Here is a 14,062-nt window from a genome sequence, read left to right on the forward strand (position 1 = left end):
ATAGATTTTTCCCGTTTTGTGGACGCCGTAGAGAATAGCTTCTCACATCTTAAAAGATGGTTAACAAAAAGTTAGAACATCGTAGAATTAGAGACCCTTTGGACCTCTGGTTTTGCTAAAAAACCACTCCGAAAAGAACTCTTGATTCGTAATAATTAGAGAGACGTGTTGCAAAATCCTATTCCCTAACTTTTATTTACGCGTCCCTCACTGTAAAAAATATATGGAAAATCAATAGATTGTGTACAGTAAAAAGAAACATGGTACGCCCAAGGGGAATCGAACCCCTGTTTCCGCCGTGAAAGGGCGATGTCCTAACCGCTAGACGATGGGCGCAAACCAATGATGAGGCTTATAGAGAGGATCTTTTTACTTCGCAAGCCCTCTGTGTCATTTTTTTTGAAAAAAGTGTGTTTTATTGAATAATTTTTGAGAAACTCTTGTTTGAATCATCTTATTTTCTAAGATTTTTTGTAGAAAAAATGTAAAGTTATCATCATTGATAGAAAGTTTTGATGTGGGTATCATCTCAGCAAATGATATTTGCATTTATTTTCAGTTTGAAAAGTAGGCAAAAATGATCAAAACAGCATTTTAAATGTATTTATTTTTTACATATTTTATCGTTTGTTATCTTTGTTGTCACATGAGAATATTATTTAACTTGCTTGAAAGAGCCTTTATACGGAAGATTTCTCATTTGAGCTTATCATAAAGCAAAAACTGTATAATTTATAAAGTAGAAATACAATATTTATTACCAAATTAACAAATAATACCAATCATACAAAAGTTTTTTTATGAATAATACATAGATTACTTACAATTTAACAAAATATAAATAGATACCTGTATAATAAAAATGAAAATATTAAATCAATTTTTATAGAATATATTAAAAATATTTTTTTATATTTACTTTTACATGTCTGTAATAAATTTAAGATTAAAAACCCTTCATTTGCTCTTTTATATATTGAGAAGGTTCTTGATTTGAAAATGAATTAGCGTGGATAAAGGGTAGATTGAGTTTTTTCTCATTTCAATTCGCTAGTTTTTTAAAGAGGTGGCAATAAGTTGAGATAAAATATTCGAATTTTGAAAATTTATTCTCTATATTTATAATATTTCAGAATTATGGTGTGCGCATATTAAGTTTTGTTTTTTACTTTAATGTAAGGTTCTATTTTGATATATGAGTGCGTTAAGATTTTGCATTAAAGATTTATATTTAAAGCTATGGAATGGTAGGAAGAAATGTGTTATTATTTACTGATCTACTTTATTTTATCCATTCTCTTAATTTATCATATAAAAGAATGTTTTTTGTTCCATACTTGTTGATTTAGAAGAGATGTTTTATTCTTTCTTACTAAGTCTTCAATATTCTTTAACTTGTTATTGATTATTTTTTAGAACTTTTCTTTATGAAAACTTGCATTTATCAGTTTTACAGATTTTCATTCTGAATTAAATATTTTATAAAGATTCTGAAATCTTTGAAGACAATAAATATTATATTTTTAGGAATGTTGATTGAACAAGCGGGGATAATTCTATTGGAAAAATGAAGTGAATAGAGCGGGGTATTTCTTTTGTTCTTATGGATGTAAATATTCTTTGTGTTGATTGGCACATCATTTAAACGATTTTTCAATGAAGATAGGGATCAGTGGTTAATAATGGCAGAAGCTTTAAAAGTTGGTGTTGCGGGACTTGGTACGGTTGGTACTTCAGTTGTTCGAGCTCTATGTGAAAAAGCGAATAGTTTAGCTTGTCAATGTGGGCGATTCATCAAAGTTGTTGCTGTTAGTGCGCGCGATAAAGGCCGCAATCGTGGACTTGATCTCAGTGATATAAAATGGTTTGATTCACCTGTGGAGTTGGCTGCTTCTGATGAGATTGATGTTTTTGTAGAGTTAATTGGTGGTGAATTGGATGTGGTGTATACCGCTGTTAAGAGAGCGCTTGAGGCGAGACATCATGTTGTAACAGCCAATAAAGCTCTTCTTGCTCGACATGGAGTAGAGCTGGCTATAATTGCAGAAAAAAAAGGTGTTTTTCTTCATTTTGAAGCAGCTGTTGCAGGGGGGATTCCTGTCATCAAAGCGATGAGAGAATCACTTGTTAGTAATCGCATATCGCGAATTTATGGTATTCTCAATGGAACCTGTAATTATATATTAACACGCATGTTTACGGAAGGTCTTTCATTTAAAGATTGTTTAGCAGATGCACAGAGACTTGGGTATGCTGAAGCAGATCCAACTTTTGATATTGAGGGAAATGATACTGCTCATAAATTAGCTTTGTTGACAAGCTTGGCATTTGGAACAGCTATTTCGTTAGATGATGTTTATGTTGAAGGAATTCATAATATTTCGCAAATTGATATTCGAGCAGCTGATGAATTGGGGTATCGGATTAAGCTTTTAGGGGTTGCATTAAAAACGGATTCTGGAATAGAGCAACGCGTTCATCCAACAATGGTACCAGCATCCTCAATGATTGCACAGATAAATGGTGTAACCAATGCTCTTTCTATTCAAAGTGATTTATTAGGTGAATTACTGTTTTCTGGTCCTGGCGCTGGAGGAAAGGCAACAGCATCAGCCGTTATTGGTGATTTGGCTGATATAGCAAAAGCGCGTTCTGGTTTTCAGTATGCACCTGTTTTAAGACGCCCAGCATTAGAACTTGCTCCTCATAAAAAAGCACGTATTTCGCATCATGCAGGTGGTTATTTTATTCGTTTAAATGTTCATGATCGTACTGGTGTTTTTGCCGCGGTCGCAAGGCATATGGCTGATAATCACATCTCATTGGAGTCGATTGTTCAAAGATCTTTTGTAGAAGATCAAATTGAAAAAACAATTATTTTAATTACGCATGAAACAACAGAGGTGAATGTACGACAGGCACTTGCAGAAATTGAAAAAGATGGACATCTTGTTGCAAAATCTCAATTTATTCGTATTGAACCTATGGCAAAGAATTGATAACTTTCTTGATAATAAAAACGCACGCTTGAGTTCTTTTATCTCTTGTGGAAAATTTTCATCTTTGCCAAAAAACTTTATTCTTAGTATTTAATAAGGACTCATATTTTTCTGGTATTCATTCGGTAGGATTTTTTCATATGCCCACAACTCAGAAGATTTTAAATGGACTTGATCGTATTTTGACGCTTGAATTGGTACGTGTTACTGAACGTGCTGCTGTTGCTGCTGCACGCTGGCGCGGACGTGGCGATGAAAAGGCAGCGGATCAGGCTGCTGTAGATGCAATGCGGCAAGAACTTAATCGATTGCCTATTGATGGTACAGTGGTGATTGGTGAAGGTGAGCGGGATGAAGCGCCTATGCTTTATATTGGAGAAAAAGTAGGTCTTCAAAGTGGATTGGCGATCGATATTGCACTTGATCCACTAGAGGGAACAACACTTTGTGCTAAAAATATTGCCAATTCTTTGGCAGTAGTTGCAATTGCTGAAAAGGGTAATCTCCTTTACGCTCCTGATGTTTATATGAACAAAATTGCTATTGGTCCTGGTTATCCAAAGGGAATAGTCGATATAGATGCTTGTCCTACCGATAATATACATGCTCTTGCGAAGGCTAAAGGAGTGGCTGTTAATCAGATTGTTGTTTGTATTATGGATAGACCTCGTCATGAAAAATTGGTTGATGAAGTACGAGCGACAGGGGCGTCGATTCGCTTGATTGGGGATGGAGATGTGGCTGCTGTTATTGATACAACTGATCCAGAAGAAACAGGTATTGATATCTATATGGGGATTGGTGGAGCACCTGAAGGTGTTTTAGCTTCTGCTGCTTTGCGCTGCATTGGAGGACAGATGCAAGGTCGTTTGCTGCTTGATACAGAAGAGAAAATTGCTCGCGCAGCTAAAATGGGGATTAGTGATCCCAATAAGGTTTATACAATGGAAGAAATGGCAAAGGGTGATGTTTTGTTTTCAGCAACAGGGGTGACAGATGGTAATATGCTTTCTGGTGTTAAATTTACACCTCACTACATTCAAACGGAAACTCTCGTAATGCGCTCCCATACGGGTACAGTTCGTAATATTAAAGCACAGCATAGAGATCATTCAAAATTTGATTAATGTTTTCTTTTTTTGTCACTAAAAATAAAAGGAGTTTTTTTAGGAAATACGCTCCCATGAAGCTACTTTCATGGAAGCGTTTATAGATATGGGAATACCCTTAATATTATGAGAGTTGCACAGAATGCACCCAGCCATTTTTATCTTCTATGTTCCCTTTTTGAATGCTAACCAATTGTGTACGAAGCTGCTTTGTGACTTCTCCAACTGTTTCATTTCCAATAATAAATTCTCCTCCTTTATATCTAAAACGACCAATTGATGTGACAACGGCAGCTGTACCACAAGCAAAGGCTTCTTTAAGGTGTCCACTCTTTGCATCTTCTTGAAGCGCTGCAAAAGAATAAGGACGCTCTTCTATTTTTAATCCCATTTGTTTTGCCAACTCTAAGAGTGAATGACGTGTTATTCCTGGAAGGATAGTTCCATTAAGTGGGGGGGTTACAAGTGTATTATTGTCCATAATAAAGCAGACATTCATACCACCAAGTTCTTCAATCCATTTATGTTCAATCATATCAAGAAAGAGTACTTGGCTACAATTGTTTTCAGTTGCACTTTTTTGTGCAAGTAAGCTTGCTGCATAGTTTCCACCACATTTGGCAGCCCCTGTTCCTCTTGGACCGGCACGACTATAATCTGTTTCAATCCAGACGCTGACAGATTTTTCTTCTCCTTTGAAATAGGATTCAACTGGAGAGGCTATGATACAAAAAAGATATTCTTGAGAAGGGCGGACTCCCAAAAAGTTTTCATTGCCAAACATAAATGGACGGATATAGAGGCTAGCGTTGGGCTGATCAGAAACCCATTTTTGATCAATCTTTACTAATTGATGAACGGCATCCAGAAAAATATCTTTTGGCAATTCTGGCATAGCTAAACGCCTCGCTGATTCTATAAAGCGTTGTGCATTGGCATCAGGACGGAAGAGCAAGATGCGCCCATCTTTTGCACGATATGCTTTTAAACCCTCAAAAATTTCCTGTCCGTAATGTAAAACGGTACTTGCAGGGTTAATTTCTAAAGCTTTGTATTGAGAGATGATAGCATTGTGCCAGCCTTTGTCTTCAGTCCATTGAATAGTACACATGTGGTCTGTAAAAAATTGACCAAAACCGGGATTTTTTAAAATTTCTTCATATTTTTTTTCTGACAGAGGAGATGGGTGTTTTTCTATTTTAAAGGGAAGCGATGATATGGGAGATTTCATAAAAAACCTTTTGAGTATGTTTCATTTTTATTAATAAAAATAATGAAATATTTTGATTATAACTCTATTATTAACAAAACCTTTGTGTCAATGTTTTATTATAGAATACAAAGGGGTTTATTATAGAATTCAAAGGCTAGGGTAGGGTAGATATTTTAATTCTATCCTCGCCTCTTTTTCTCAACTTTATGAAGTAAGCTGGAACTTTTGTCTATAATTATCGTTTTCTCATAATAAGTATCTGAATAATTTCATATATGCATATTTTCTAGAAATTTAAAGGTAAGGGAATTGAGAAAAGGAATCCACTATGATTGATAAAAATTATCACACATATGAAGAACGTATGGCCGCAGAAAGAAAAGGTCGTGAACAACGTGTTTCAATCGCTAAGGGTATTTTTGCTATTCTTCTTGCGATGGTTATTATTTGGTTTATTTTTGGTTTTTTAGGATCTTTTTTTGCAAAATCTCCTGAACATAGTTCGCGTTATAATACTCCAGAAACAAGCCAAAGTGTAACAACGCCCAAAAAAGATTTAAATTCGCTTCCTCCTGTACCTTATACCTATAAGGGTAGGGAGTGATTTTTTCATAAATATAATCTTTTAGATAGGGCGAAAATCGACGTAGATTAAGGAATAAAGTCAGCACAAAGACATAAAAAGATTGGAACGACTTTAATTTCTGAAGTTTTTGATAAGTAATTAAATGGTATGAAAATAAATCATGCAACGGTTTTAACAACCGTTGCATGTTTGGTTTAGCGTGTGATGAAGCAGCTTCCACCAGAACTTTTAATGGATTCACAAAGGATTATGGCTTCATTACGGTCTTGCGCTTGAATCCGAACACGGTAATAAGTACCTTTTCCTGGTATAAAAGCGGATTGAATATTTAAAGAACGGGCGCCGATAAGGAATCCAAATTTAGATTTCATATTTTTTAAAGAATTTCTAGCGAGCTCATGCGTTGGTTGAGATGCAAGTTGTACGTAATAACTTTCTGAATTTTGTGCTGCGACTCTGTTTGGTGATGTGGAGCGAGACGCGGCTGGTGTTTCAACTTGTGTATTTCTTTCTGCATGAGAAGGAATAGGGATAAATTTTTCTTCAATATTTGAGCTAGAATTATTTTCTGCAATTATTTTATCAATATTATTTTTAAGATCATGATCTCTTTCTTGGTCGTTTATATCAGAATCATGCGACGAAACAAGGGACGAATCTTGAAGTTCATTAGAAGCTTGATCAATGCTTTCTTCAGATTGAGCAGCAGTTTTGCTGTTTGTTTGATGCGCGGGGGCTAGTGTAACTGTACCATCTTGATTGACAATAACAGTTTGTACTTCTCGCATTGGAATAGTATGGTTTATAGCTTCTGTGACTGCATCTTCAACATCAGATTCATTTAAAGACGATGAGGAAACGTTTGAAGATTCTTCAGGGTTTAATTCTTTTAAATTTTCAGGTTGTTCAGAGTTATCAATAAGAAATTGTTGTGTATTTTCTTGTTTCTCATTTTGTTCAGTTGTTTGTTTATAGATATCTAAATTATGTGCAACATCATTTTTCGTTTCAGTTGTTTCTGGTTTGAATTTAAAAGGCGTATTATCAGCGTGGATAATGACCGTTTCTTCATTTTTTTGTGATGGCATAAAAAAGTGAGAATAACCTGCAAATCCAATTCCTATTAAAATAAGTATAAAAAAACCTTTAATGAAAGTTTTACCAAAAATAAAACTTTTAAAGGGAGGAGGAGTTGATGGATGCGTGGGAACCTCATCTGAGCTTGTGTATGATGAATTCTCGCTAAAAGAGGGAAAATTATATTCCATATTGGCAGAAGAAGAATAGTCGGAATTTTGTTCTTTAGAGTTTATATAAACACCTTCTTTTGAATTTTGCATAGACTGATGAAAAACTTCACTAAAAACTTCATTCTTCTGTTGTTTTTGAGAAAAATTATCTGTTGGAACATTTCCTACATTGAGTACATCAGCAAATTCTTCTTCTAAACCACCATTAGTTGGCACATCATATTCTGGCGCTTCATACGGGACTTCTGGAACCATAATAGGACCAGTTTTTTCTATGATTTCCTCTGAAAATTTATAAGTATCAACATTGGGAGGGGGAGTATCTCTGTGCGTATAGTTATGGGCAAAAAAGCCATCCGTTTGTTTTGTATTTAAAGAGGGTGATGAGGAAAGAAACTCATCTAAATTATTTTCATTATATGAAATTTCTCTATTTGGGTTAGAGGCACCTTCGGCATTATTGATGTATTGGGCTCGAGCCTCATCATATATCGGAACTTTTTCGCTATAAGTTTCTTGTTGTGAGGGGGGGGCTTCAAAAAAATGGGGATAATTGGTTGTATGATCTTCTTGTGAAGCCCCCTTTAAATAAGATTGTCTATCAACTGGTGGAGAATCTAAAGGTGAGGAGAAGGTACTTGTTGTTTGATTTCTTGCAGTGTTTTGTTTTTCTGACACAAGATTAGAAGATGAGAAAAACTCATTTTCCTCTGTAGAAGAGGAGGCATCAGGATAATCTTTTTTAATCCAATTTTCTTGATCAGCTGAAATTTTATAGGGATGGTTTATAGAAGTGTCATAGAGGTTTGGATTGTCATCATAAGTTTTTTGTATATTCGTAGTCTCAGGTTGTTGTGAATTTATTTGTGAAAAACGATTGGTTTGTTCAACATCTTCTGGCATCTCTCTCTTATTTTCACGCCTTTCAGATTTATCAAAAAAGAAATTTTCTGATTCTGATTGTGACATAAGATTACTTTTTTCAAGAAAAGGATCAGCACTGGTTGCTGTTGTTTTCCGTTGATGTGATTGATTCTTTGGGATTGGTAATGGAGAAAGCTCATCTAAAATTTGTTCTTCATCATGACTGCTAGGTGAAGAATATTTCTCTTCAGATAAATTATTTTGTTTTGAATGGTTGAAAGAAGCAGAGTGTGCAATATTTGAGGCTGTTGCGTTGCTGGTTGCATACAAGTCCCATTGTTTTTTTTGATCATCAAACGGTAAGTCATGTGCTAAATTATTTTCAAGTTCCTCTTCTAGAAAGGACAAATCAAAATCATCATCATGGGATGATATTTCGGGGTGAGATGTTGATCGATCTGTTTTTAAAGAAGATTGCTCATTTTGGTTTCCGCTTTGTTTGTGCGGATTAAAAATGCGCGTAAGCCTTTCTAAAGGATCATGGTGTTCATGATCGTGTTTTGTTTCGTGTAGATTTTTGCGATCGTTATCGCTCATAGCTTTTCTCACATGGTGGTTTGCACTTACGTGCAATCAATGGTTGATTTTGATTTGTTATATTAAAATCATAAATTTTCCCCCTCTCATGCAATGATACATGAAAAAGTTTATCAATGGAGTACCTATTGTATGTATTTATAGAACTTTTTCAACGCATTTCTATGGGTGCTTCGACTCCTATGATGGTAAGCCCTGATGATAAAATATTGATAACAGCTTGTATCAATCCTAATCTTGCAAAGGATAACTCTTTATCATCAGGTTGAATAAAGCGTAAATTGAGATTTTCACTCCCTTTATTCCAATGGGTGTGAAAGCTGGAGGCAAGGTCATAAAGATAAAACGCTAATCGATGCGGTTCCTTATGAACTACGGCCTGTTCAATGATACGTGGATATTCAGAAAGTTTGCGTATTAACAATATTTCATGGTCATCTGTTAATCGATGAAGATGGGCAATCAATGTATCATTTGAAAAGCTTTTAATATGAAGCGCTTCTTGTGCTTGACGAAAGACTGAGTGACAACGTGCACTTGCATATTGTACGTAAAAGATGGGGTTATCTTTTGATTGTTCTGTTACTTTTGCAAAATCAAAATCAAGGGGTGCTTCACACTTACGGTATAGCATCATAAAACGCACAGGATCGCGCCCAACCTCTTCGACAACATCCCGTAGAGTGACAAAAGATCCTGCTCTTTTTGACATGCGTACAGGATGACCGTTGCGAAAAAGTTTTACCAATTGACACAAGAAGACACTTAATTTAGCCTTATCCCCAGAAATTGCTTTTGCCATTGCCTCCAGCCGCTTTACATAGCCAGCATGGTCTGCGCCTAGAATATAAATCATTTCATCAAAATGACGATTAAATTTATCCCGAAAATAAGCAACATCAGCAGCAAAATAAGTGTAAGAACCGTCAGATTTGACTAAAACACGGTCTTGATCATCACCGACATTTGTTGAACGGAACAAAGTTTGTTCGCTTGGTTCCCAGTCTTCTGTATTTTGTCCCTTGGGAGGGGGGAGTTTTCCTTTGTAGATATAACCATTTAAAGTGAGGTCGTTGATGGTGTTACGAATGGCGTGTGCATTATCAGCATAAAGCATTCGCTCAGAGAAAAAGATATCATGATAAATATTAAGAGCAGCCAAATCTTCGCGAATCATGGACATCATTGCATGAATTGCACGTTCTTTCACAAGAGATAAGGCTTCATCTTTATCCATCGTGAGGAGTTGGTCACCAAACTCTTGAGCAAGCGATTGACCCAATGGTATCAAGTATTCTCCAGGATAGAGTCCTTCTGGAATTTCATTAATTTTTTGCCCAAGAGCCTCACGATAGCGCAATAGTACAGAATGGGCGAGGACTTCGATTTGTTGACCAGCATCATTGATATAATATTCTTTTGTAATGTTATAGCCCGTAAATTGCAGCAAATTGGAGAGAACATCCCCAACAACCGCTCCGCGGCAGTGTCCTACATGCATTGGTCCTGTCGGATTTGCTGAGACATATTCAACATTGATGCGTTTTCCTTGTCCCATTGGAATACGACCATAAGAAGTGCCTAATTCAAGCATGGATTTTATAGCATCTTGCCAAAATAATTTTGTAAGCTTTATGTTTATAAAACCAGGACCGGCAACATCTATATTTTCGATAGAGGGATCATTTTTAAGAAGTTCTATGATTTTATCTGCAAGTGCACGTGGATTGATTCCAATAGATTTTGCAAGGACCATAGCAGCATTGGTTGATAAATGACCATGGGAGGAATCACGTGGAGGATCAACAGTGATTTTTGATAAATCTAGATCTTCTCCATTTTTTCCTTTTAGATCAGATAATTCAATTGATCTCTTAATTTTTTTTTCGAAGTTTTTAAAGATATTCATATTTAGCTTCCATGATGATGCCAAAAGCCATTAAACGAAATTATCTGTATGGTCAAATAAACGGTGATATTCACGTAGAGCGTAGTGATCTGTCATGCCTGAAAGAAAGTCAGCAATCAAACGTGCTAACTCTTGATTTTTTAAGTGCACTGTTTTGCTCTGCCAACTTTCAGGCATTGTATTTGGATTTTTATAATAACAATTGAATAATTTTTGTACAATGCATTTTGCTGCATTGCGACGACTAAGAACTTGTTCATGATAGTAAAGATTTTTAAATAAAAAGTTTTTTAGTTCTTTTTCATAAACGGTCATTGTTGGTGAAAAGGTGACAATAGTTTGTTTTGCTTGGTGAATATCGTTTATGCTTGTTGGTTTGATGCGTGCTAAATTTTTTTGTGACTGTTTGATAACATCTTCAACCATGGTTGTTATTTGTCTTCGTACAAGTGTGTAACCGCGACGCGTTTGGTCGAGATGGGGATGCTCATCTGTTATATCTTTTAATATTGCTGCTGTTAGTGAAACATGTTCAAATTGATCGAGTGTTAAAAATTGCGAACGTAGACCATCATCAATATCATGCGCATTGTATGCGATATCATCTGCAATAGCAGCACATTGCGCTTCTAGTCCTGCAAAACAATCGAGTGCAAGGTCTTGCTTTGCATTGTATTGTAAAATATCGATAGGAACCTCCTTATTCTTCGCGTGGGGACCTAAAAGGGGACCATTGTGCTTTACAAGTCCTTCGAGGGTTTCCCATGTAAGGTTAAGTCCATCAAAATTTGCATAGCGCTGTTCTAGTTTTGTTACAATGCGTAATGCTTGTGCATTATGATCAAAGCCGCCATAATGTACCATGGCTTCATTAAGAGCATCTTCTCCAGCATGGCCAAAGGGTGTGTGTCCAAAGTCGTGAACAAGGGCAATGGCTTCGGCAAGGTCTTCATCAAGATACAGGGCACGGGCTAATGTTCTTGCAATTTGAGAAACCTCTATGGAATGGGTTAGGCGAGTACGGTAATGATCGCTTTCATCAGCAATAAACACTTGCGTTTTATGTTTAAGACGTCGAAATGCATTAGAATGGATAATACGATCTCTATCTCGTTGAAAAGGTGAGCGTGTGGTGCTCATCGTTTCATGGTATAACCGACCACGGCTTGTTTGTGGATGAGCACTGTACACTGCTCGAGATTGGTAATTGAAGTTGATATTGCCTATATCCATTGCAAGCTGCCCATTATCATCTTAAAATTGAGAGTGGTTTATGACAAATAAACTGATCTTTGAGTGTGGGATACTCTTTCTTGATGGTTTAATGCAAGGATATATAAAATGAATGTGAAAATTTCAGATGTTGCTGCTAAAAAAATTGCACAGATACTTTTGCGTGAACCCGATAAAATAGCATTACGTATTTCTGTTGAAGGTGGTGGGTGTTCTGGTTTTTCTTATAAATATGACTTGGTTTCTGAAATGTGTGAAGATGACCTCGTTCTCAAAAAAGACGGGGCAGTTGTGTTTATTGATTTACTATCACTTCCTTTCATGGAAGGAGCTGAGATTGATTTTGTTGATGATCTTATGGGGCAGTCTTTTCAAATCCACAATCCCAATGCTGTTTCATCATGTGGTTGTGGTGTAAGTTTCTCAATTTAAAATGATGGCTGTGTGATATTGTTTCTTGAAAAAAAGATCATGTTGGTCAACAATGCAAAAATGGGTATTCTTATAAAAATAGTGCACCGATGTATATGGTTGTGCGTGGTGCTTGCTTTATTGACTTGGAGCCACTGTGCTTTTTCTGAAGCAGGAGAAGGGCAAGATCAGCAGCAGGGACAATCAAGGAGTTTTATTGTAAAGACTCAAGAGCAGGAAAACGAAAATTTAGCATCTCAAACACAACTCATTTTGAATGCTCGATTAACAAATAGTCATCCGGATATTGAAAAAGGGCTTGTCTGGCGGGTTTATGCCCCTATTCTAGGGATTGATAATAAATTACCATTAGTGGCAACCTATAAGGGGGGAAGTGCACGTTTTGATCTCGAACCAGGAAGTTATCTTGTTCATGTCTCATTTGGTCATATGAGTGCTGTGCGCCATATTCGTTTAGAAAATGGGCAGAGTCTTGTAAAAAACTTTAATCTTGAGGCTGGTGGTGTCATTTTAAATGCAACACTGCTCAATGGCGTAATGAATGAAAAGGAACTCCGTTTTACCATTTATGAGGATGAAAAAGAAAATGATGATACGGGAGTGATTATATCAAATGTTAAACCCCAATCAGTTGTGCGTTTAAAAGCTGGCCGCTACCATGTTGCTTCCCATTATGGTTCCATTAATGCGACGGCTCGTTCGGATATTCAAGTGGATGCTGGTAAAATAACAGAAGTTACTCTTGAACATCAGGCCGCTCAGATTGTCTTAAAACTGGTACGACAAGAAGGAGGGGAAGCGCTTGCAGATACAAGTTGGTCTCTTGCCAATGATTCTGGTGATATCGTTTATGAAACAGTTGGTGCGTATGTTTCACTCGTGTTAGCGGAGGGAGAGTATATTGCAATTGCTAAAAATAAAGATAAAATCTATCAAAAAGTTTTTTCAGTCGTTTCTGGTCATGATGAAGATATAAGTGTGGTGGCGAATGAACAAAATATGCAACGAATTGATGAAGATGTGGATTGATCGTTGTTCATGGGGTAAACTATGATGAAAGACGGGGTATGAATTTTGATTGAAATTTCAACAGTTGGTGTGTTTTTTGCTGGGGCACTCTCTTTTTTGTCACCATGCGTTTTGCCATTAGTTCCTCCTTATTTGTGCTATATGGCAGGGGTTGGTATTGATGATTTTCGTTCAGAAAAGCCTGATGAGAAAGTCTTTATACGGTGGGCTTTACTGTCTTCTGTTATTGCTTTTGTTCTTGGGTTTACGACTGTTTTTGTTGCTTTAGGTGCCAGTGCTAGCACAATTGGGAAATTCATCGGTTATTATCGTGATTGGTTTGCTCTTGCTGCTGGAATTGTCATTATTATTTTTGGTTTAAATTTTTTGGGGATTTTCAAAATCGCTTTTTTATTTCGTGAAGCGCGTTTTCAGACCAAAAAAACACCTGCTGGTCCTTTAGGCGCTTATATTATCGGTTTAGCTTTTGCTTTTGGTTGGACACCGTGTATTGGCCCTATTTTAGGTCCTATTATAACGCTTGCTGGAACAAAAGAAACTGTGGGAGAGGGAGCTGTTCTCTTAGCGGTTTATGCATTAGGTCTTGCTATTCCTTTTATATTAGCAGCTTTATTTTCGAGCAGTTTTATGCGATTTTTAGGAGCTTTTCGTATTCATTTAGGAAAAGTTGAAAAAATTATTGGTGTTTTTCTTATTCTTACAGGGATTTTGTTTTTAACAGGTTCTATACAGGATCTTTCATTTTGGCTTTTAGAACATTATCCTTCGTTGAGTTATATTGAAGATATTCGTTGGCACAATATTATGAATTTTTTTGGATTTTCTCGTTAGTCTTATGTGT

At 36.2% G+C, this 14,062-nt stretch carries 10 protein-coding genes and 1 tRNA gene; 6 read left to right on the forward strand and 5 right to left on the reverse strand.

The window, feature by feature from the left end; all coding sequences use genetic code 11:
* Window positions 1-261: 261 nt before the first annotated feature.
* A tRNA-Glu gene (locus ACFILU_RS02255) sits at window positions 262-336 on the reverse strand.
* A 1,346-nt stretch (window positions 337-1,682) separates the two neighbouring features.
* Between ACFILU_RS02255 and ACFILU_RS02260 the strand changes: the two genes are divergently transcribed.
* Window positions 1,683-2,999: a homoserine dehydrogenase gene (locus ACFILU_RS02260; protein WP_375674560.1), complete on the forward strand. Its 1,317-nt coding sequence runs from the start codon at window positions 1,683-1,685 to the stop codon at window positions 2,997-2,999.
* 140 nt (window positions 3,000-3,139) lie between these two features.
* Entirely contained in the window at window positions 3,140-4,126 is a 987-nt protein-coding gene (gene glpX / locus ACFILU_RS02265; RefSeq protein WP_375664836.1) for a class II fructose-bisphosphatase, read from the forward strand.
* A 106-nt stretch (window positions 4,127-4,232) separates the two neighbouring features.
* On the opposite strand, the gene ACFILU_RS02270 is transcribed toward glpX, so the two are convergent.
* On the reverse strand, window positions 4,233-5,339 hold the full coding sequence (locus ACFILU_RS02270) for a branched-chain amino acid aminotransferase (RefSeq protein ID WP_375674562.1): 1,107 nt from the start codon (window positions 5,337-5,339) through the stop codon (window positions 4,233-4,235).
* 310 nt (window positions 5,340-5,649) lie between these two features.
* Between ACFILU_RS02270 and ACFILU_RS02275 the strand changes: the two genes are divergently transcribed.
* A complete protein-coding gene (locus ACFILU_RS02275) occupies window positions 5,650-5,925 on the forward strand; it encodes a hypothetical protein (protein ID WP_375674564.1) in 276 nt (91 codons plus the stop codon).
* Between the two features lie 176 nt (window positions 5,926-6,101).
* Here ACFILU_RS02275 and ACFILU_RS02280 read toward each other — a convergent pair whose 3' ends face one another.
* The 3 genes from ACFILU_RS02280 to ACFILU_RS02290 form a co-directional block, all read right to left on the reverse strand.
* On the reverse strand, window positions 6,102-8,618 hold the full coding sequence (locus ACFILU_RS02280) for an SPOR domain-containing protein (protein WP_375674566.1): 2,517 nt from the start codon (window positions 8,616-8,618) through the stop codon (window positions 6,102-6,104).
* A gap of 151 nt (window positions 8,619-8,769) precedes the next feature.
* A complete protein-coding gene (gene argS / locus ACFILU_RS02285; RefSeq protein ID WP_375674568.1) occupies window positions 8,770-10,527 on the reverse strand; it encodes an arginine--tRNA ligase in 1,758 nt (585 codons plus the stop codon).
* A 30-nt stretch (window positions 10,528-10,557) separates the two neighbouring features.
* The gene (locus ACFILU_RS02290; protein WP_375674570.1) at window positions 10,558-11,760 is read right to left on the reverse strand and encodes a deoxyguanosinetriphosphate triphosphohydrolase; all 1,203 of its coding nucleotides are present in this window, start codon (window positions 11,758-11,760) and stop codon (window positions 10,558-10,560) included.
* Window positions 11,761-11,868: 108 nt separating this feature from the next.
* Here ACFILU_RS02290 and ACFILU_RS02295 point away from each other — a divergent pair, with 108 nt between their 5' ends.
* The 3 genes from ACFILU_RS02295 to ACFILU_RS02305 are packed head-to-tail and all read left to right on the forward strand — an operon-like array spanning window position 11,869 to window position 14,052.
* Window positions 11,869-12,192 carry an iron-sulfur cluster assembly accessory protein gene (locus tag ACFILU_RS02295; protein WP_273791197.1) on the forward strand — a complete coding sequence of 108 codons (324 nt, stop codon included), beginning with the start codon at window positions 11,869-11,871 and terminating at the stop codon, window positions 12,190-12,192.
* Between the two features lie 39 nt (window positions 12,193-12,231).
* The gene (locus ACFILU_RS02300; RefSeq protein WP_273791209.1) at window positions 12,232-13,221 is read left to right on the forward strand and encodes a carboxypeptidase regulatory-like domain-containing protein; all 990 of its coding nucleotides are present in this window, start codon (window positions 12,232-12,234) and stop codon (window positions 13,219-13,221) included.
* A 42-nt stretch (window positions 13,222-13,263) separates the two neighbouring features.
* The gene (locus ACFILU_RS02305) at window positions 13,264-14,052 is read left to right on the forward strand and encodes a cytochrome c biogenesis CcdA family protein (RefSeq protein ID WP_375674632.1); all 789 of its coding nucleotides are present in this window, start codon (window positions 13,264-13,266) and stop codon (window positions 14,050-14,052) included.
* Window positions 14,053-14,062: the final 10 nt, after the last annotated feature.

Source organism: Bartonella sp. CL100XZDX, from assembly GCF_042195375.1.
GTDB lineage: Bacteria > Pseudomonadota > Alphaproteobacteria > Rhizobiales > Rhizobiaceae > Bartonella.

What these genes read in the sequence shown, in the direction of transcription:
- ACFILU_RS02260 (WP_375674560.1), top strand. Translation starts at nt 1,683, where the DNA reads ATGGCAGAAGCTTTAAAAGTTGGTGTTGCGGGACTTGGTACGGTTGGT.
- glpX (WP_375664836.1), top strand. Translation starts at nt 3,140, where the DNA reads ATGCCCACAACTCAGAAGATTTTAAATGGACTTGATCGTATTTTGACG.
- ACFILU_RS02270 (WP_375674562.1), bottom strand. Translation starts at nt 5,339, where the DNA reads ATGAAATCTCCCATATCATCGCTTCCCTTTAAAATAGAAAAACACCCA.
- ACFILU_RS02275 (WP_375674564.1), top strand. Translation starts at nt 5,650, where the DNA reads ATGATTGATAAAAATTATCACACATATGAAGAACGTATGGCCGCAGAA.
- ACFILU_RS02280 (WP_375674566.1), bottom strand. Translation starts at nt 8,618, where the DNA reads ATGAGCGATAACGATCGCAAAAATCTACACGAAACAAAACACGATCAT.
- argS (WP_375674568.1), bottom strand. Translation starts at nt 10,527, where the DNA reads ATGAATATCTTTAAAAACTTCGAAAAAAAAATTAAGAGATCAATTGAA.
- ACFILU_RS02290 (WP_375674570.1), bottom strand. Translation starts at nt 11,760, where the DNA reads ATGGATATAGGCAATATCAACTTCAATTACCAATCTCGAGCAGTGTAC.
- ACFILU_RS02295 (WP_273791197.1), top strand. Translation starts at nt 11,869, where the DNA reads ATGAATGTGAAAATTTCAGATGTTGCTGCTAAAAAAATTGCACAGATA.
- ACFILU_RS02300 (WP_273791209.1), top strand. Translation starts at nt 12,232, where the DNA reads ATGTTGGTCAACAATGCAAAAATGGGTATTCTTATAAAAATAGTGCAC.